Annotated in this window: 16 protein-coding genes; 8 read left to right on the forward strand and 8 right to left on the reverse strand. The window is 71.4% G+C overall.

Going from position 1 to position 16,848, the window contains the following annotated elements; translation table 11 throughout:
• Nucleotides 1-14 precede the first annotated feature (14 nt).
• Nucleotides 15-1,865 carry a phosphatidylglycerol lysyltransferase domain-containing protein gene (locus JIW86_RS22580; protein ID WP_257555659.1) on the reverse strand — a complete coding sequence of 617 codons (1,851 nt, stop codon included), beginning with the start codon at nucleotides 1,863-1,865 and terminating at the stop codon, nucleotides 15-17.
• Between the two features lie 154 nt (nucleotides 1,866-2,019).
• On the opposite strand from JIW86_RS22580, the gene JIW86_RS22585 reads away from it, so the two are divergent.
• The gene (locus tag JIW86_RS22585; RefSeq protein WP_257555660.1) at nucleotides 2,020-3,129 is read left to right on the forward strand and encodes an alpha/beta hydrolase; all 1,110 of its coding nucleotides are present in this window, start codon (nucleotides 2,020-2,022) and stop codon (nucleotides 3,127-3,129) included.
• 100 nt (nucleotides 3,130-3,229) lie between these two features.
• On the opposite strand, the gene JIW86_RS22590 is transcribed toward JIW86_RS22585, so the two are convergent.
• The gene (locus JIW86_RS22590) at nucleotides 3,230-4,198 is read right to left on the reverse strand and encodes an ABC transporter ATP-binding protein (RefSeq protein ID WP_257555661.1); all 969 of its coding nucleotides are present in this window, start codon (nucleotides 4,196-4,198) and stop codon (nucleotides 3,230-3,232) included.
• Nucleotides 4,199-4,360: 162 nt separating this feature from the next.
• Between JIW86_RS22590 and JIW86_RS22595 the strand changes: the two genes are divergently transcribed.
• The 4 genes from JIW86_RS22595 (at nucleotide 4,361) to JIW86_RS22610 (ending at nucleotide 7,902) form a co-directional block, all read left to right on the forward strand.
• On the forward strand, nucleotides 4,361-5,092 hold the full coding sequence (locus tag JIW86_RS22595; RefSeq protein ID WP_257555662.1) for an ABC transporter permease: 732 nt from the start codon (nucleotides 4,361-4,363) through the stop codon (nucleotides 5,090-5,092).
• A gap of 4 nt (nucleotides 5,093-5,096) precedes the next feature.
• Entirely contained in the window at nucleotides 5,097-5,771 is a 675-nt protein-coding gene (locus tag JIW86_RS22600; RefSeq protein ID WP_215141581.1) for an ABC transporter permease, read from the forward strand.
• Nucleotides 5,772-5,815: 44 nt separating this feature from the next.
• Nucleotides 5,816-6,802: an ABC transporter substrate-binding protein gene (locus tag JIW86_RS22605; protein ID WP_257555663.1), complete on the forward strand. Its 987-nt coding sequence runs from the start codon at nucleotides 5,816-5,818 to the stop codon at nucleotides 6,800-6,802.
• Between the two features lie 98 nt (nucleotides 6,803-6,900).
• Entirely contained in the window at nucleotides 6,901-7,902 is a 1,002-nt protein-coding gene (locus JIW86_RS22610) for a hypothetical protein (protein WP_257555664.1), read from the forward strand.
• Nucleotides 7,903-7,954: 52 nt separating this feature from the next.
• On the opposite strand, the gene JIW86_RS22615 is transcribed toward JIW86_RS22610, so the two are convergent.
• Genes JIW86_RS22615 through JIW86_RS22625 form a run of 3 tightly spaced genes read right to left on the reverse strand, consistent with a single transcriptional unit; the run spans nucleotide 7,955 to nucleotide 10,231 of the window.
• Nucleotides 7,955-8,170: a hypothetical protein gene (locus JIW86_RS22615; protein WP_257555666.1), complete on the reverse strand. Its 216-nt coding sequence runs from the start codon at nucleotides 8,168-8,170 to the stop codon at nucleotides 7,955-7,957.
• A gap of 28 nt (nucleotides 8,171-8,198) precedes the next feature.
• Nucleotides 8,199-9,041 carry an arylamine N-acetyltransferase family protein gene (locus tag JIW86_RS22620; protein ID WP_257555667.1) on the reverse strand — a complete coding sequence of 281 codons (843 nt, stop codon included), beginning with the start codon at nucleotides 9,039-9,041 and terminating at the stop codon, nucleotides 8,199-8,201.
• Between the two features lie 47 nt (nucleotides 9,042-9,088).
• Nucleotides 9,089-10,231, reverse strand: a complete 1,143-nt coding sequence (locus JIW86_RS22625) for an NADH-quinone oxidoreductase subunit D (RefSeq protein WP_215147912.1) — start codon at nucleotides 10,229-10,231, stop codon at nucleotides 9,089-9,091.
• A 31-nt stretch (nucleotides 10,232-10,262) separates the two neighbouring features.
• Here JIW86_RS22625 and JIW86_RS22630 point away from each other — a divergent pair, with 31 nt between their 5' ends.
• Together JIW86_RS22630 and JIW86_RS22635 are read left to right on the forward strand one after the other, a co-directional pair.
• Nucleotides 10,263-10,754: a PH domain-containing protein gene (locus tag JIW86_RS22630; protein ID WP_257555668.1), complete on the forward strand. Its 492-nt coding sequence runs from the start codon at nucleotides 10,263-10,265 to the stop codon at nucleotides 10,752-10,754.
• Nucleotides 10,751-12,082: a PH domain-containing protein gene (locus tag JIW86_RS22635; protein ID WP_257555669.1), complete on the forward strand. Its 1,332-nt coding sequence runs from the start codon at nucleotides 10,751-10,753 to the stop codon at nucleotides 12,080-12,082. Before JIW86_RS22630 ends, JIW86_RS22635 begins: the two co-directional genes overlap by 4 nt.
• Before the next feature lie 49 nt (nucleotides 12,083-12,131).
• Here JIW86_RS22635 and JIW86_RS22640 read toward each other — a convergent pair whose 3' ends face one another.
• The gene (locus tag JIW86_RS22640) at nucleotides 12,132-12,806 is read right to left on the reverse strand and encodes a response regulator transcription factor (RefSeq protein WP_215147906.1); all 675 of its coding nucleotides are present in this window, start codon (nucleotides 12,804-12,806) and stop codon (nucleotides 12,132-12,134) included.
• Between the two features lie 17 nt (nucleotides 12,807-12,823).
• On the reverse strand, nucleotides 12,824-14,026 hold the full coding sequence (locus JIW86_RS22645) for a sensor histidine kinase (RefSeq protein WP_257555670.1): 1,203 nt from the start codon (nucleotides 14,024-14,026) through the stop codon (nucleotides 12,824-12,826).
• Nucleotides 14,027-14,133: 107 nt separating this feature from the next.
• Here JIW86_RS22645 and JIW86_RS22650 point away from each other — a divergent pair, with 107 nt between their 5' ends.
• On the forward strand, nucleotides 14,134-15,114 hold the full coding sequence (locus tag JIW86_RS22650) for an SAM-dependent methyltransferase (protein WP_257555671.1): 981 nt from the start codon (nucleotides 14,134-14,136) through the stop codon (nucleotides 15,112-15,114).
• 79 nt (nucleotides 15,115-15,193) lie between these two features.
• On the opposite strand, the gene JIW86_RS22655 is transcribed toward JIW86_RS22650, so the two are convergent.
• Nucleotides 15,194-16,744: a M28 family metallopeptidase gene (locus tag JIW86_RS22655; protein ID WP_215147893.1), complete on the reverse strand. Its 1,551-nt coding sequence runs from the start codon at nucleotides 16,742-16,744 to the stop codon at nucleotides 15,194-15,196.
• Between the last annotated feature and the right edge of the window lie 104 nt (nucleotides 16,745-16,848).

A 16,848-nucleotide genomic window follows, 5' to 3' on the forward strand; every position in this document is an offset into this window, starting at 1 on the left:
CGGACCACGGGCGCTTACGCGGCCTGGACCTCGCGTTCGGCCTGCTTGGGGACCGCCGTCATGTGGTTGTGCGTGCAGGTGCGGACGGGCTTGGGGCGGCGGCGGCTGGCGAAGAGCCGGGGCAGTGCCAGCGTGACGAAGCCCTCGGCCTGCATGGCGGCGAAACCGATGCGGGGCAGGTCGCGGGTGGTGCGGAAGACGACGAAGCGGGGCTCCCAGCGGGGGCGGAACTTCGCGTTGAACTTGTACAGCGACTCGATCTGGAACCAGCGGGACAGGAAGACCAGAAGGTTCCGCCACATCCGCAGCACGGGGCCGGCGCCGATCTTCTCGCCGCGGGCGAGGGCCGAGCTGAACATCGCGAAGTTCAGCGAGACCTTCTCGATCTTCAGCGAGGGGGCGGCTTCCAGGGAGGCCACGATCAGCAGTTCGTTCATGCCGGGGTCGGCGGCGCGGTCGCGGCGCATCAGCTCCAGCGACATGCCGTCGGAGCCCCACGGGACGAAGTGCAGGACGGCCTTCAGGTCGCCGAAGGGGCTGGTGTCGCCCTCCTCGACGCGGTGGGCGGTGGCGATGAAGCAGTCGCCGTCGCCCGGGTCGCCGACCCGGCCCAGTGCCATGGAGAAGCCGCGCTCGGTGTCGGTGCCGCGCCAGGCCTCGGCGGCGCCGCGTACCTGCTCGAGCTCGGTGTCGGTGAGCTCGCTGACCCGGCGGACCTTGGTGGTGTAGCCGTTGCGCTCGATGCGCTTCACCATCTGGCGGACATTGCGCATGGCGCGGCCCGACAGGGAGAAGTCTTTGACATCGACAATCGCCTCGTCACCCAGCTCCAGCGCGTCCAGGCCGGTCTCGCGGGTCCAGACCTCGCCGCCGGTCTCGCTGCATCCCATTACGGCCGGGGTCCAGGAGTGGGCCTTGGCCTCCTCCATGAACCGCTCGATGGCGCCGGGCCAGGCCTCGACGTCGCCGATGGGGTCGCCGGAGGCGAGCATCACGCCGGAGACGACGCGGTAGGTGACGGCGGCCTTGCCGCTGGGGGAGAAGACGACGGCCTTGTCGCGGCGGAGCGCGAAGTGGCCGAGGGAGTCGCGGCCGCCGTGCCTGGCGAGGAGCTCGCGCAGCTTGCCCTCGTCGTCCGCGGTGAGCCGCGCGGCCGGGTGCTCGGGGCGGAAGGCCAGGTAGATGGTGGTGAGCGCGGTCAGCATGCCGAGGGCGCCGAGGGAGTACCCGACGGTCCAGGAGACCCGGCCGGCGTAGTCGACGGGGCCCTCGAAGCCGAAGAGTCCGTAGACCACGTGCGTGATCTGCTCGTACAGGCCGGGGTTGCCGACGACCTTGCCCGGGTGGACGTTGACGATGACCAGGCCGAGGCCGATGGAACCGGCGCTCATCAGCACGAAGTTCGCGAGCGCCTTCCAGCGGCTGCGCGGGTCGGGCAGGGCCTTGAATTCACCCTGGTGCCGCAGGAGCAGGGCGAGGAGCACCGCCGCGATGACCACGCCGATGACCGAGTGCCGGTAGGTGAACTGCGCCACGGCGCCCGCGGGCAGCAGCACCACGGCGGCCCGCCAGGCCCGCCGCTTGTGGCGCTTGAGGCCGTGGGCGAGCAGCAGGAGCAGCACGCCCGCGCTGATGGACATGGCTGCCGCGAAGGGGCCCAGGGAACCGGGCAGCACCTCGGTGACGGCGTGGAACCGGCTGTGCCGGAACCGCGGGAAGACGCCCGCCGCGACGTCCAGAAGGCCGACGATCATGACGGCCGTACCTACGAGGCCGGGCACGGTCTCCGGTCGTGGCCCGCGGAGGATTCGGCGGACCCGCTTCGGAACCTGTCCGGACTTATCGCCATCTATCCTGCTAGACATCGCTTCCCGTTGCTCCGCGAGAGATCATGTGGCCGAAGGCCGCGACAGCCTCCGGGGTGTGTGGTGCGTCCATTAGGACGACATCGACGGGGAGCGGGTTCACTCTTCCGTCGGAAATTTCCAGTCCTGCCATCAGAAAGTCGACTGACTGCTCATGGGTCTCACCAGTAATACGGTTCTGGCGCTGGCCGTCCTCGCCGGTGTGCTGCTCTTCGCGGCCACCGTCTGGTTCTGGCCGAAGCTCTCGGGCCGCACCTGGCGCGCGTTCGCCGGCCGGATCGGCCTCCTGCTGGCGACCCAGCTGGCGCTGTTCTCGGCTGTGGGTCTTGCGGCTAACAAGTCGTTCCTCTTCTACGGGTCCTGGGCCGACCTGTTCGGCCAGGAGACGTCCATCGGCAAAGTCGTCGACCACTCGATGAGCAGCAAGGACATCAAGGTCATCGACAAGCAGAAGCTGGACGTGCCCGGAGGCGGCAAGCCGCAAGTGGGCGGTCAGATCCTGAAGGTTGCCATATCCGGGCAGAAGTCGAAGATAACGAGCCCCGGCTACGTCTGGCTCCCGCCGGAGTACTTCCAGCCGCAGCACAAGGACGAGAACTTTCCGGCGTCCATCGTACTGACCGGCTACCCGGGCACCGCCGAGAACCTGATCAAAGGGCTCGACTACCCCATGAAGGCCTTCAGCCTGTCCAAGGCGGGCAAGATGAAGCCGATGATCCTGGTCATGCTGCGGCCGACCGTGGCGCCGCCGCGTGACACCGAGTGCGTGGACATAGCCGGCGGCCCGCAGACCGAGACCTTCTTCGGCGAGGACCTGCCGCAGGCCATCCAGGACACCTTCCGGGTGGGCAAGGAGCCCAAGAACATGGGCTTCATCGGCAATTCGACCGGCGGCTACTGCGCCCTGAAGATCGCCGCGCACTACCCGCAGACCTTCGGCGCCGCCGCGGGTCTGTCCGCGTACTACGAGGCTCCCGACGACCCGACGACAGGCGACCTGTTCCGCGGGGACGACAAGCTGAAGCAGCGCGCGAACGTCCTGCACAGCATCCAGAACAAGAAGCCGACCGGTACGTCCTTCCTCGTCACCAGCAGCGAGACGGGCGAGCCGAACCTCGGCGACACCAAGAAGTTCATCAAGCTGGTCAAGGGCCCGGACCGGGTCTCCTCGATCATCCTCGACAGCGGCGGCCACAACTTCAACACGTGGCGCCGTGAGATCCCGCCGATGCTGATGTGGATGAGCGGTCGCATCCAGGCCTGACGGCCGGGCGGCGTGGCAGCAGGGGGAAGGGCCCGACTCCGGTCGGGCCCTTTCGCTTTGCCTCCGGCGGCCGTGCCTCCTGCCGCTGCGTCTCCTGCCGCTACGCCTCTTGCAGCTGGGCCCGGCGCAGGGCCCGGTGGACGCCTTCCGGGGTCAGTACGCCGACCAGTTCGCCGGAGTCCGGGTCCGTGACCCCGATCCGGCCCGAGTCCTCCTGGAGCAGGGCCGCCAGCGCCTCGCGCAGGCTCGCCCCCAGTTCCACGGCCGCCGCCGGGGCCGGGGACCTGCCGTCCGCCTCCGCCAGGTCGGCCGCCCCGACCGCGGTGACCGCGAGCCGCTTGAGCCCCCGGTCGGCGCCGACGAAGGAGGCCACGTAGTCGGTGGCCGGCGCGGCGAGCACCGCCGCCGGGCTGGCGAACTGCTCGATGGTGCCCGCCCCGTAGACCGCTATGCGGTCGCCGAGCCGGATCGCCTCCTCCAGGTCGTGGGTGACCAGCAGGATCGTTTTGCGCACCGTCTTCTGCAGTGTCAGGAACTCGTTCTGCAGCCGCTCGCGCACCACCGGGTCCACCGCGCCGAACGGCTCGTCCATCAGCAGCACCGGCGGATCGGCGGCGAGCGCGCGGGCCACGCCGACGCGCTGGCGCTGCCCGCCCGACAGCTGCTGCGGGTACCGGCCCCCGTACACGGCCGGGTCCAGTCCCACCAGTTCGAGCAGCTCCGCCGCCCGCGCGCGGGCCTTGGCCTTGGGGGTGCCGATGAGCTGCGGCACGGTCGCCGTGTTCTCCAGCACCGTCTTGTGCGGGAAGAGCCCGACCTGCTGGATGACGTACCCGATCCGGCGGCGCAGCTCGACCGGGTCGGCGGCGGAGATGTCCTCGCCGCCGAGCAGGATCCGGCCGGAGGTCGGCTCGATCAGGCGGTTGACCATTTTCATCGTGGTCGTCTTGCCGCAGCCGGACGGTCCCACGAGCGTGACCAGCTCGCCTTCCGCCACCTCGAAGGACAGGTCCTCGACGGCTGTCGTCCCGTCGGGGTAGCGCTTGGTCACATGCTCGAATCGGATCACATCGCCATCCTCCCCTAACCCCGCGGCCACTTTGGCGAAGGGTTTATTAGGAGAGTGTTACGCGACTGCGAAGGATTCAGGCCATTGTCGGTGCCGGGGGTTAGGGTCACCCGTGGCCGCGTCTTCGGAAAGACGTGCGATCGGTAGCAGGGGGTGAGGAGCATGGCCGGGCAGAACTGCCTGGTGGCGAACGACTGGATCTGCTGGGAGTACGTCTCCTCCCGCTCCCAGGAGCTCACCGACGCCACCCTCGAACATGTCTGGATCACAGGCGTGTCGGTGCTCATCGGCATCGCCGTGTCCCTTCCGCTCGCCCTGCTGGCCCGCCGCGGCCGGCGCTGGGCGGCGCCCGTGCTCGCCTTCACCACCCTGCTCTACACGGTCCCCTCGCTCGCCATGTTCTCCCTGCTGCTGCCCGTGTTCGGGCTCTCGGCATCGCTGGTGGTGACCGGTCTGGTGCTGTACTCGCTGACCATCCTGGTCCGCAACGTGCTGGCCGGCCTGGAAGCCGTCCCCGAGGAGGTACGGGAGGCCGCGCGCGGCATGGGGTACGGCCCCGGGCGGCTGCTGTGGCAGGTCGAACTGCCGCTGGCGCTGCCCGCGCTGCTCGCCGGGGTCCGGATCGCGACCGTCTCCACGGTCGCGCTGACCACGGTGGGCTCCATCGTCGGCAAGGGCGGCCTCGGCAATCTCATCGCCCCGGCCGTGAACAGCTCCTTCAAGGCCCAGGTGCTCACCGCCTCGGTGCTGTGCGTGCTGCTCGCGCTCGTGGCCGACCTGCTGCTGCTCGGCGTACAGCGGCTGCTCACGCCGTGGACCCGTACCGCACCTGCCCCCCGATCCGTCCGATCCGTCCGATCCGGCCGGTCCGCCCGGTCCGTGAAGGAGGCCTGAGGTGATGGGCGTACTGGGAGAGGCCGGGGGCTGGCTGGCGAACGGCGCCAACTGGTCGGGGGAGAGCGGTGTCTGGCACCGGCTGGGCGAGCACGTCTACGTCAGCGGGATCGCCCTCGCGATCGCCTGCGCGCTGGCACTGCCCGTCGGGCTGTTCCTCGGCCACCTCGGCAAGGGCGGCGCCCTGGCCGTCAACGTCTCCAACATCGGCCGCGCCGTGCCCGTCTTCGCGGTGCTGGCCCTGTTCATGGTCTCTCCGCTGCGCAACGCGGGCTATCTGCCCACCATCGCCGCGCTCGTGCTGTTCGCCATACCGCCGCTGCTGACGAACGCGTACGTCGGCATGCGCGAGGTGGACCGCTCGGTGGTGGAGGCCGCCCGGGGCATGGGCATGTCCGGCGGCCAGCTCTTCTTCCGGGTGGAGCTGCCGCTCGCCCGCCGCCTGGTCATGACCGGCCTGCGCTCGGGCGCCGTCCAGGTCATCGCCACGGCCACGATCGCGGCGATGGTCGGCCAGGGCGGTCTCGGCCGGATCATCACCGCCGGGTTCAACACCTACAACACCGCGCAGGTCGTCGCCGGCGCCCTGCTGGTGGCGGCGCTGGCCCTGCTGGTGGAGGGCGTCCTGGTGGCGGCGGACCGGCTGCTGCCGCGACCGGCGGACGCGCCGTCCGGCTGATCCCCTTCCCTCGCCCCTCCCCCCGCCTCGAACGGAGAACTTCCATGAGCAAGACCACGCGCGTCCTCGGCGCGTCCCTGGGCGGCCTCGCCCTGACGGTGTCGCTGGCCGCGTGCGGCGGCGACAGCCTGGAGAAGAGCAAGGACGGCGACTCGGGCTCCGCCGCGTCCTCCTCCGGGGGCGGCAAGGGTGCCCTGGTGATCGGCGCGGCCGGGTTCACCGAGTCCAACGTGCTGGCCGAGCTGTACGCGCAGGTCCTCAAGGACGCGGGTTACAGCACGTCGATCAAGACGGTCAACAACCGCGAGCTGTACGAACCGTCGCTGGAGAAGGGCGAGATCGACGTCGTCCCGGAGTACGCGGCCACCCTCGCGGAGTTCCTGAACGCCAAGGTGAACGGCCCCAAGGCGCCGGAGGAGAAGCCGGTCGCCTCGAGCGACGTGGCGGCGACGGTGGCGGGCCTGGAGAAGCTCGCGGCGCCGCTCGGCCTGAAGGCGCTGCCCGCCGGCGGGGCGGTCGACCAGAACGCCTTCGCGGTGACCAAGGAATTCGCCCAGAAGAACAACCTGAAGTCGCTTTCCGATCTTGGGAAGTCCGGACTGAAGGTGAAGATCGCGGCGGGTGACGAATGCGCCGTCCGCCCCTTCTGCGCTCCCGGACTGACGAAGACTTACGGAATCCAGGTTTCCGGTATTGACCCCAAGGGCGTCGGCACCCCGCAGGCCAAGCAGGCGGTGAAGGACGGCGCGGACCAGCTGGTGCTGACCACCACCACCGACGCCACGCTCGACAGCTACGGCCTGGTCCTGCTCGAGGACGACAAGAAGCTCCAGAACGCCGACAACGTGCTTCCCGTGGTCAACGCCAAGGACGCGGGCGCCCCCGAGGTCGCGGCCGCGCTCGACAAGCTGACCAAGGCGCTCACGACGGCCGACCTCGTCGACCTGAACCGCAAGGTGGACGCCGAGCGCGCCAAGCCGGCGGACGTCGCCAAGGCCTACCTGGAGTCCAAGGGCCTTCTCACCAAGTAGCAGTTACCGGGTTGATGGAGAATTGTGGGTCAACTGCCCGGCAAGAGATTGCCGGGCGGGTATCCCACATGGCCTCCACGCCCTGTAAATTTCAGGCCATGCCCCGTGGACGCCACCGCAATCCAGAACCCCTGCACCGGCTTCTCACGCCGACGACGGTCGCCGGCGTGTCCCTCGCCAGCGCCGGAGCGGCCTGGCTGCTCGCGGAACCAGTGGCGCTGAGGCTGCTCGTGGCCCTCACGGCGACCGCCGGGGTCGCGGGCGCCGTCGTGATGCGCGCCTGGGACCGCTCGGCCGGCCGCCGCGTCGCGGAGCTCGCGCGCGAGCGGGTCAAGGACGAGTGGAAGACGGACGAGCGGATAGCCGAGCTCGAGTCCGACCTCGAAGAAGCCCGGCTGCTGCGCGCCAGGCTGGACGCCAAGCTGCGTGCCAAGCGCGTCGAACTGGCCGGGCTGCGCGGCGAGCACGCGGCGCTGCTGCGGCGGTACGCGACCGCCGAGACCGAGCGCGCGAGCGCCCTGGAGGGCCGCCGACTGCTGGCCATCGAGGCCACCGCGAGCCCGGCAGCGGCTCCCAAGGAGCTCACGGCGGCCTCCGAGGAGCGCACCGCGGCGGGAGCGCCCACCGCGGTCGGGTACGCCAAGGCCCATGCGGCCCTGAGCGCGCTGGCCCGCAGGGCGCACACCCGCGCGCTGCCGGCGGGCGCGCCCGCCTCGGCGGCCTCGGTCCCGGCCCGCCGGCCGGCCGCGGCGGTGGCACCGTACGCGGCGCAGCGGCGGACCGCCTCCCGCGTCGAGGGCGGCTTCGACTTCTTCGGCACCAAGAACGCGGAACAGGCTCGCGCGGCGATCGAGGCGGTCCAGAACGAGGACCTGGCCGACGTGGTCGGCGCTGAGGCCCTCGCGGTCCACGAGGCGGAGTCGGCACGGACCGCGGCCGACGAGCCGGTCGCCGAGCCGGTCACCGATGCGGCCGCCGAGCCTGCCGCCGAAGCGGCGCCGGACGAGGAGCCCGCGGCGGGCGGCCAGGTCATCGACCTGACGGCCCACGACGAGACCGAGCCGATCGACGTGGCCCGGCTGCGCACCGCGATCTCCTAGCCCCCGGCCGGCTTGACGTCGAACAAGTTGTCCACAGTCTGTGGACAGGGGCTCAGAACAGCGGCAACTGCCCCGGATGCGGCCCCAGGACGAAACCGTCCAGAGTCGGAGCCGACGCCCCGAGGATCACCCGGGCCCGCGAGCCGGGGCAGGACACCAGATCGCCGCGCTCCCGCCCGGCCGGCGGATCGTGGCGGGCGATCCGGCCGGCGGTCACGGCGCAGTCGCGGCCGCAGGCGGGGCAGGCGCGGCGTGGTGAGTGGGACATGCCCCAAGTCTGCCCTGCCGCACCGACATCAGGCCGGCCGGGACGCCAGCCATGCCTCGTGGGCCTGGTTCACGCGGTCCCACAGCGCGGCCCGGTCCACCGGGGTCAGATCGTCGAGCTCCCGTCCGAAGACCCCCGCCAGCACGTCGAAGAACTCCTCGGGGCCGCCCAGTTCCCGGTCGACGGGTCCCTTGTGGGGGTCGATGCGGCTCAGCACCCGGCCCCGCAGCAGGTCTATGCCCGTCGCGTCGCGGCGCAGCAGCGACAGGGTCCGTATGAACGAGGAGTCCGGCGCGGTCGACAGCCGCGCGTGCTCCTGGGCGAAGTCGGCCATCACCGCCGGGGCGGTGCGGAAGTTCATGACGGGGAACGGGCCGCCGGTGTTGTGGAGGGTCCAGCCCTGCTCGGCGCCCTCGAGCCGCGTCAGACGGTAGAGGAACCCGCCCTGTTCGTAGCTGCCCTCGCGCAGCGGCAGCGGTTCGTGCGGGCCGTCACCGAGTCCGGCGTCGACGAAGTAGGCCTCGCCGTCGATGCGTACGGTCAGCGTCAGGTGGTTGCCGTTGACCTCCCGCGCGTCGGGCTCCTCGTACACCCCGCCGACGTGGCGGGTGACGTCGTAGCCGAGCGAGTCGAGCAGCGCGCCGAAACCGCCATTGAGGTGGAAGCAGTAGCCGCCCCTCCCGGCGCCGAAGCGGCGGGCCGACAGCTCGGGATCGATGCCGGGCGGCCGGCCCAGCTGGATGTCGATGTTCTCGTACGGGACGCGCTCGAGGTGGGCGCGCTGGAGGGCGAAGAGCCCCTCGACGGACGGGGTGTGGGGTCCGGTGATGCCGAGCCGTCGCAGATAGTCGGCGAATATGCCAGTGGTCATCGGCCCAGCCTACGAGCCGGATCCCCGGGCACATCCGTTTTTCATGGCTACTTGTCGATGTCTCCGACCACGAAGAACAGCGAGCCCAGGATCGCCACCATGTCCGCGACCAGCTGCCCGGGCAGGAGCACGGCGAGGGCCTGGATGTTGTTGTACGAGGCGCTGCGCAGCTTCAGCCGGTACGGGGTCTTCTCGCCCTTGGAGACGAGGTAGTAGCCGTTGATGCCGAGGGGGTTCTCGGTCCAGGCGTACGTGTGGCCCTCGGGGGCCTTCAGGACCTTGGGCAGGCGCTGGTTGACCGGGCCCGGCGGGAGCTCGGCCATCCGGTCCAGGCAGGCCACGGCGAGGTCGAGCGCGTTGTGGGTCTGGTCCAGCAGGACCTCGAAGCGGGCCAGGCAGTCGCCCTCGGTGCGGGTGACCACCTTGAGGACGTCCTGGAGCTCGCCGTAGGCGAGGTACGGCTCGTCGCGGCGCAGGTCGAAGTCGACGCCGGAGGCGCGGGCGATGGGGCCGGAGACCCCGTACGCGTGCACCGCCTCGGCGGACAGGACGCCGACGCCGCGGGTGCGGCCGCGGAAGATCTCGTTGCCGCGGACGAGCTTGTCGTAGACGTCCATGCGGGTGCGGACGTCGGCGATGGCCTCGCGGGCCCGGCCGAGCCAGCCGGCCGGGAGGTCCTCCTTGAGGCCGCCGACGCGGTTGAACATGTAGTGCATGCGGCCGCCGGAGATCTCCTCCATGACGGCCTGGAGCTCTTCGCGCTCGCGGAACGCGTGGAAGATCGGGGTGATCCCGCCCAGTTCGAGCGGGTACGAGCCGAGGAACATCAGGTGGTTCAGCACCCGGTTCAGCTCGGCGAGCAGCGTCCGCATCCACACGGCCCGCTCGGGGACCTCCATGCCGAGCATCCGCTCGACCGCCATGACCACGCCGAGCTCGTTCGAGAACGCGGACAGCCAGTCGTGGCGGTTCGCGAGCATCACGATCTGCCGGTAGTCGCGGGCCTCGAACAGCTTCTCGGCGCCGCGGTGCATGTAGCCGACCACCGGCTCGGCGCTGACGATCCGCTCGCCGTCCAGGACGAGGCGCAGGCGCAGCACGCCGTGCGTGGAAGGGTGCTGGGGGCCGATGTTGAGCACCATGTCGGTGCTCTCCGCCGCCCCGCCGATGCCGACCGTGGTCTCCGTCATGCGGGCATTGTCTCAGCCCTACGCTTGAGGGATGGAAACGGGGACGACGGGTGAGACGCGGGAGCCCGAGTGGGTGGGTCTGCCGGGCGGGCTGCTCGCGCTGCGCCGCATGCTGCTGGTGCTCTGGTCGGTGGTCGCGGCGGTGGCGACCGGGGTCGTCCTGGGCCTGTCCGTCGGCCCGGTCTGGGCGCTCCTGGGGGTGGTCTGGCTCCTCGTCCTGGCCTGGGGCTGGGTGCTGATCGGCCGGAACTGGCGGTCCTGGCGGTACGCCGAACGCGCGGACGACCTGCTGATCAGCCGGGGCGTGCTGTGGCGGGAGCAGACCGTGGTCCCGTACGGGCGGATGCAGCTGGTCGAGGTGACCTCGGGCCCGGTGGAGCGGCGCTTCGGGCTGGCCTCCGTACAACTGCACACGGCGGCTGCCGCGACGGACGCCAAGATCCCGGGCCTGGTGCCGGCCGAGGCGGAGCGGCTGCGCGACCGGCTGACCGAGCTCGGCCAGGCAAGGTCGGCCGGCCTGTGACCGAGCCCGTGTCCAGCCCCGAGCAGCGGCTGCACCCCTTCACCCCGCTGCGCCGCGCGTGGGTGCCGATCGCGGCGACCGTCGGCGTGGTCCTCCAGCAGGGCGAGAAGGCACAGGCATGGATAGCGGACCAGCCCGCCGTGCTGCGGATCCTGGCGCTGGCGGCCCTGGTCCTGGTCTTCGGCCTGTACGGGTTCCTGAGCTGGTGGTTCACGCACTACTCCGTGACCGACACGGAGCTGCGCATCCGCACCGGACTGCTGTTCCGGCGCGCCGCGCACATCCGCCTAGACCGGATCCAGGCGGTCGACGTCACCCGGCCGCTGCTGGCCCGCCTCGTGGGGGTCGCGAAACTCCGCCTCGACGTCATCGGCACCGAGGACAAGGACGAGCTGGCCTTCCTCTCCGAGAAGGAGGCCGTGGCCCTGCGTGCCGAGCTCCTGGCCCGGGCGGCCGGGTTCGCCCCCGAGGAGGCGGTGCGCCTGGGCGAGGCCCCCGAGCGCGAGCTGCTGGGCGTGCGCCCGCGCGATCTCGCCGTGTCGCTGCTGCTGAGCCTCGGCGTCTGGGCGGCGCTGGCTGGCGGGCTCGTCGCGCCGGTGGTGGTGTGGTGGCTCAGCTCCAACCCGTGGGCGGCCGTCGTCACACTGCTCCCGATGCTCGGCGCGGTCTGGGCCGGCAGCGCGGGCCGGTTCCTCGCCGAGTACGACTGGCGGGTCGCCGAGTCCCCGGACGGACTGCGCCTGGACCACGGACTGCTGGACCGGGCCCACGAGACCGTGCCGCCGGGTCGTGTGCAGACCGTACGGATCGTGGAGCCGCTGCTGTGGCGGCGGCGCGACTGGGTCCGCGTGGAGCTGGCCGTGGCGGGCTCGAAGAACGAGGTCCTGGTCCCGGTGGCGTCGCGGGCCGCCGCGCACGCCGTGATCGCCCGGGTGCTGCCGGGGGTGGACCTGGCGGCCCTGTCGTTCACCGGTTCCCCGGGGGCCGGTTCGCGCTGGGTGGTCCCGGTGTGGTGGAAGGGCTACGCCCTGGCCGTCTCCCCGGACGTGTTCGCCGCCCGGCACGGCCGCCTGTGCCGCCGTACGGAGATCGTCCCGCACGCCAAGGTGCAGAGCGTCCGCCTCACCCAGGGCCCCTGGGAGCGGGCCCGCGGGGTGGCCGACGTGCACGTGGACACCGGCGCGAACGGCACGGTCACCGCCCGGCTGCGGGCGGCGGCCGAGGCCGCCGAGCTGCTGCGCGCCCAGGCGGCCCGCTCGCACACCTCGCGCGCCACGGCCCGTCCGGACCGGTGGATGACGGCGCCGGAAACCGAAGCCGGGGCGTAGGGCCAACGGCGGCGGCCCGAGAGGGACCGTCGTGATCAGGCGGAACCGGTCAGGCGGAACCGCCGCCCGCGCGGACCAGGCCCGTCTCGTATGCCAGGACCACCACCTGGACCCGGTCGCGCAGGCTCAGCTTCGTCAGGATGCGGCCCACGTGGGTCTTGACCGTCGCCTCCGACAGGACCAGCCGGGCCGCGATCTCGCCGTTCGACAGGCCCTGGGCCACCAGCAGCATGACCTCGCGCTCGCGCTCCGTCAGCCGCTCGATCTCCTTGTTCTGCGGCTCCTGCGTGGTCGACGGCAGCATCGGGGCGAAACGGTCCAGCAGCCGCCGCGTCGTGGACGGAGCGACCACCGCGTCGCCGCTGTGCACCGAGCGGATCGCCGCCAGCAGCTCGGCCGGGGGCACGTCCTTCAGCATGAAGCCGCTCGCGCCCGCCTTCAGCCCGGAGAACGCGTACTCGTCCAGGTCGAAGGTGGTCAGGATGATGACCTTCGGGTGCTCCTCCGGCTCACAGATCCGCCGCGTCGCCTCGACCCCGTCGAGCCTCGGCATGCGCACGTCCATCAGCACCACGTCCACCTTCGTGGCCCGCAGCACCTCCAGCGCCTCCAGGCCGTCGCCCGCCTCGGCGACGACCTCCATGTCCGGCTGGGCGGCGAGCACCATCCGGAAGCCGGTGCGCAGCAGCATCTGGTCGTCGACCAGCATCACTCGGATGGACATCCGTTACCTCGTCCTCTTCAACTCTTCTTCAGGGGAAGCAGCGCACTGATCCGGAAGCCGCCGCCGGGCCGCGGCCCGGTGTCCAGGGTTCCGCCGACCATACCGATCCGCTCGCGCATGCCGATCAGGCCGTGCCCGGCGCCGTCGGCGCCGCCGTCCTCGTACAACTCGTGTGCCGCGCCCCGCCCGTCGTCCTCGACCAGCAGGCCGAGCCCGTCGTCGAAGTAGACCAGCCGGACGCTCGCCGTCGCGTCGGGGCCCCCGTGCTTGCGCGTGTTGGTCAGCGCCTCCTGCACGATCCGGTACGCGGTCAGCTCGACGCCGCTGGGCAGCCGCCGCGGCGCGCCCTCGACCTCGAAGTCCACCGCCAGCCCCGCCGCCCGTACCTGCTCGACCAGGACCTCGATCTGCTCGACGTCCGGCTGGGGCACGTAGTCCTCGGACTCCTGCGGCTCACCGGTGCGCAGCACGCCCAGCAGCCGGCGCATCTCGGCGAGGGCCTGGCGGCCGGTGCCGGAGATGGTCTGGAGGGCTTCCTTGGCCTGCTCGGGAGCCACGTCCATGACGTACGCCGCCCCGTCCGCCTGGACCACCATCACCGAGACGTTGTGCGCGACGACGTCGTGCAGCTCGCGGGCGATCCGGGCGCGCTCGCCGGCCACGGCCACCTTCGCCTGGGCCTCGCGCTCCTTCTCCAGCCGCTGGTTCCGCTCGATGAGCTGGGCGTAGTAGGCCCGGCGGGTGCGCAGGGAGTCGCCCATCACCCAGGCGAGGACGAACGGGACGATCATGAAGAGGGCGAAGAGGAGGGTGTCGACCTCGTTCGTGCCCTTGTCCACGCCGTTCCGCAGGAAGTAGAGCGGCGCGGCGGCCAGCCCCCAGCCCAGCGCGGTGCGCGAGACCCAGCGCGGGACCTCGCTCGCGGCGACGGTGAACAGGATCACGAACATGGCGACGTCGTAGAACCCCGCGACGATGCCCAGGGCCAGCTGGTAGACCCCCGCTCCGAGGGTCAGCCAGAACATCGCCTGCGTCCACCTGCGCCGCAGTGCCACGGCCGTGCTCAGCGCGACCACCACGGGGACGGCGGCCAGCTTCATGGAGCCGCCGATGGAGGTCTCGGACACGACGTTCAGCATCGAGACCCCGAAGAGGAGGACAGCCCAGAAGCTGTCGACGCCCGTCGGGTGTCTGCGGAGGAAGTCGTAGAGGCGCTGCACGTAACCCAGAGTAGGGAACGCAGATAGGTGCTGGAGTCAACCAGAGGTTCCAACCTCGCCCTGGGGGCGTACTCCCCAAGGTGGAGGGTGAGCATAGCCTTCGTGTGATGAGCACCCAGGGTGGATACGCGACTCCGGTCCGGTGGGGCAGCGCGATGGAAAACGCGCTGTACGGGCCCGGCGGCTTCTACGTGCGGCCGGACGGGCCCGGCCCCGCCGGGCACTTCCGCACCTCCGTGCACGCCTCGGGGCTGTACGCGGGTGCCGTGGCCCGGCTGCTGCGGTGGGTCGACGCGCAGCTCGGCCACCCGGCGGAACTGGACCTGGTCGACGTGGGCGCCGGGCGGGCCGAGCTGCTGGCCGGGGTGCTCGCCGCGCTGCCGGCCGAGGTGGCCGCGCGGGTGCGTCCGTACGCCGTGGAGCGCGCGGAGCGGCCCCCGGGGCTCGATGCGCGGATCTGCTGGGTTGCGGCGCCACCCGAACGGACGACGGGGCTGCTCTTCGCCAACGAATGGCTGGACAACGTGCCCCTCGACGTCGCGGAGGACGGGCGGTACGTCCTGGTCGCGCCGGACGGTACGGAGAGCCCCGGCGGCCCGCTGGACGGCGCGGACCTGGCCTGGCTGGAGCGGTGGTGGCCCGGCGGCGGCCGCGCCGAGATCGGCCGGGCCCGCGACGAGGCCTGGGCGACGGCGGTGGCGAGCCTGGAGCGGGGCCTGGCGGTGGCGGTGGACTACGCCCACACCCGGGACGCGAGGCCCCCGTACGGCACGCTGACGGGCTTCCGCGGGGGCCGGGAGGTCCCGCCGGTCCCGGACGGCAGCTGCGATGTCACCGCCCACGTGGCACTGGACGCGTGCGCGGGCCCGGACTCGGTGCTGCTGACCCAGCGCGAGGCGCTGACCGCCCTCGGCGTCTCGGGCGCCCGCCCCCCGCTGTCCCTGGCCTCCACGGACCCGGCGGGCTACGTCCGCGGCCTCGCCTCCGCGGGAGAAGCGGCGGAACTGACCTCGCGCACGGGCCTGGGCGCCTTCGGCTGGCTCGTCCAGCCGGTCGGCATCCCGGCCTGGACCGGCGAGGACGCGTAGGCGACATGACAGGAGGGGGCGGGATCCCTTCCGGGACCCCGCCCCCTCCGCCAGATCTTCAGACCTTCAGAGCTCGTTCCTACTGAGTGACCTCGTCGTGGCCCTCGTGCAGGCCGCCGCCGCCCGTGCTGCCGCCGGGCGTCGGCACGGAGACGACCGGCTTCGAGAGCGGGGCCAGGTCGAAGGCGTAGTGGCCGACCGCGTTCGCGATGACGTCGACGTTGATGTCGAGCGCCTTCTGGTCGATGTTCGTGATGTCGTCACCCTTGGCGTGGTAGTTCACGTCGTAGGCGACACCCGCCTGGCCGCCGAACTTCGCGGCTTCCTCGGGCGTCTTGATGCCCTCGGCGCCCGTGAACGTACCGCCGGACGGGATGCCGACCTCGATGAACGGGCCGTAGTCCGAGCGGCCGGAGAAGTCCGTGCCCGCGTGCGGGATGCTCTTGGAGTCGAGGAAGTCGGTGATCCCCTTCTCCAGCTGGGCGGAGCCCTCCGGGCCGGGGCCCGCGCCCACGCCGTCCGAGTCGTCGCCGTCGTAGACGAAGTACGCGGAGTTCGGCGAGGCGATCATGTCGAAGTTCAGGTAGAGCTTGATCTGCTTCTTCTGCTCCTCCGTCAGCCCCGCGACGTACGCCTCGGAGCCGAGCAGGCCGTACTCCTCCGCAGACCACCAGGCGAACTTGACCTTGTTCTTGATCTTCGTCTGGCTGCCGGCGAGGCGCTGCGCGACCTGGAGGATGCCGGCCGAGCCGGAGCCGTTGTCGTTGATGCCCGGGCCCGCCGCGACCGAGTCGAGGTGCGCGCCGAGGAAGACGGTGTTGTTCTCGTCGCCGCCGCGGGTCTCCGCGACCACGTTGTACGTCTTGCGGTTCTCGCGGAACTGGCGGATGTCGAGGGTGATCTCGACCGGACCGGCCGCGGCGTCGGCGGCGAGCTTCTCGCCGTCGGCCTGGGTGATGCCGCCGGTCGGGACCTTGCCCGCGTTCGCGTCGCCGAGGGTGCCGTTCAGGGCCCCCGCGGTGTTGTTGTAGATGACCGCGCCGACCGCGCCGGCCGCCGCCGCGTTGGCCTGCTTGACGGCGAAGGTGCAGCCGCCGCGCTTGACCAGGGCGATCTTGCCGGTGAAGGCGCCGGCGGCGAAGTCTCCGGGCTCGCAGCCGTTCGTACCGTCCGCGTCGACCGGCGCGACGGCGACCTGGGCCGTCACGCCCTCGGCCGGGGTGCTGGCCGTGTAGGTCATCAGGTGGATCGGGACGTCGCGCCCGTTCGCGCCGTTGACCGTCAGCTTCTCGGCGATGGTCTCGACGTACACGAAGTCGAACTCGTTCTTCGTGACCTCGTAGCCGGCCGCCTTCATCACGGCCTCGATGTACTTCGCCGACTGCACGTGCCCCTTGGAACCGGCCACGCGCGTGCCGTTGTTGTAGTCCGCGATCGACTGCAGGACCTTCAGGTGGTTGTACGCGCCCTTGCCGGTCGCGTCCTTGACCAGCTTCCTGGCCAGCGCGTCACCGCGTGCGGCGTCACTCTGCGGGCTCGTGGCGCCGGCCGGCCCGGCGAGCAGCAGCGGGGAGACGAGGGCCGCGGCCGCCAGGGCGGCGGTCGCAGCGGCTATACGGCGTGAGGGCATGCAAGGTCCTTCCACGGCAAAAGTGCGAGCAGGGCCAAACGGTGGACGCACGTTATGCAGCAAAGAGCCGCTCTGGCCAGAGTTTTAGCTGATTCCGGTTTATG

The organism is Streptomyces sp. NBC_00162 (assembly GCF_024611995.1).
GTDB lineage: Bacteria > Actinomycetota > Actinomycetes > Streptomycetales > Streptomycetaceae > Streptomyces.

Excerpts from the sequence above, each read along its gene's own strand:
- JIW86_RS22580 (WP_257555659.1), bottom strand. The coding sequence starts at position 1,865 with ATGTCTAGCAGGATAGATGGCGATAAGTCCGGACAGGTTCCGAAGCGG.
- JIW86_RS22585 (WP_257555660.1), top strand. The coding sequence starts at position 2,020 with ATGGGTCTCACCAGTAATACGGTTCTGGCGCTGGCCGTCCTCGCCGGT.
- JIW86_RS22595 (WP_257555662.1), top strand. The coding sequence starts at position 4,361 with ATGGCCGGGCAGAACTGCCTGGTGGCGAACGACTGGATCTGCTGGGAG.
- JIW86_RS22600 (WP_215141581.1), top strand. The coding sequence starts at position 5,097 with ATGGGCGTACTGGGAGAGGCCGGGGGCTGGCTGGCGAACGGCGCCAAC.
- JIW86_RS22605 (WP_257555663.1), top strand. The coding sequence starts at position 5,816 with ATGAGCAAGACCACGCGCGTCCTCGGCGCGTCCCTGGGCGGCCTCGCC.
- JIW86_RS22610 (WP_257555664.1), top strand. The coding sequence starts at position 6,901 with ATGCCCCGTGGACGCCACCGCAATCCAGAACCCCTGCACCGGCTTCTC.
- JIW86_RS22615 (WP_257555666.1), bottom strand. The coding sequence starts at position 8,170 with ATGTCCCACTCACCACGCCGCGCCTGCCCCGCCTGCGGCCGCGACTGC.
- JIW86_RS22620 (WP_257555667.1), bottom strand. The coding sequence starts at position 9,041 with ATGACCACTGGCATATTCGCCGACTATCTGCGACGGCTCGGCATCACC.
- JIW86_RS22625 (WP_215147912.1), bottom strand. The coding sequence starts at position 10,231 with ATGACGGAGACCACGGTCGGCATCGGCGGGGCGGCGGAGAGCACCGAC.
- JIW86_RS22630 (WP_257555668.1), top strand. The coding sequence starts at position 10,263 with ATGGAAACGGGGACGACGGGTGAGACGCGGGAGCCCGAGTGGGTGGGT.
- JIW86_RS22640 (WP_215147906.1), bottom strand. The coding sequence starts at position 12,806 with ATGTCCATCCGAGTGATGCTGGTCGACGACCAGATGCTGCTGCGCACC.
- JIW86_RS22650 (WP_257555671.1), top strand. The coding sequence starts at position 14,134 with ATGAGCACCCAGGGTGGATACGCGACTCCGGTCCGGTGGGGCAGCGCG.
- JIW86_RS22655 (WP_215147893.1), bottom strand. The coding sequence starts at position 16,744 with ATGCCCTCACGCCGTATAGCCGCTGCGACCGCCGCCCTGGCGGCCGCG.